The sequence below is a fragment of the Psychrobacter sp. W2-37-MNA-CIBAN-0211 genome (assembly GCF_040309405.1).
Lineage (GTDB): Bacteria > Pseudomonadota > Gammaproteobacteria > Pseudomonadales > Moraxellaceae > Psychrobacter > Psychrobacter glaciei.
This window is the reverse complement of sequence record NZ_JBEOOU010000065.1, coordinates 1-352: the sequence shown is the minus strand read 5'-3', so window position 1 is coordinate 352 and position 352 is coordinate 1. Positions and strand designations below refer to the sequence as shown.

Below are 352 nucleotides of genomic sequence, written 5' to 3'. Positions count from 1 at the left end.
ATTTCCTTGATATCTACAACGGAAAAACCAAGGTTTCTGGCACTTAAAATGAATTTAAGTCTCGATACTTCTTTATTCGAGTATGACTTGTAGCCGTTCACTGACTTGGCAGGTTTTAACAGTCCCAATCGCGAGTAATAGCGCACCGTATCAGCAGTCGTTCCAAGGCTTTTTGCCAGCTCTGCAACTTTCATGTTCACTCCTTAGTTCTTCACCTAAGTTTGTAATCTCACCTACAGCTTAGACCTGTGTCTAAGACACAGGTCAAGTGATTATTCGTGATTAATAATGCAAAAGCTAAAAACTAATTTTTTGGTAAAAGAGAAATCTCGGTCAAAATCGACAGTATTAA

1 protein-coding gene is annotated in these 352 nt (G+C 38.4%); it reads right to left on the bottom strand.

Annotation, left to right across the window (positions count from 1 at the left end; all coding sequences use genetic code 11):
- A partial coding sequence (locus tag AAEY72_RS14310; RefSeq protein ID WP_352311170.1) for a MerR family transcriptional regulator occupies positions 1-194 on the bottom strand: 194 nt, incomplete at its 3' end.
- Positions 195-352 lie beyond the last annotated feature (158 nt).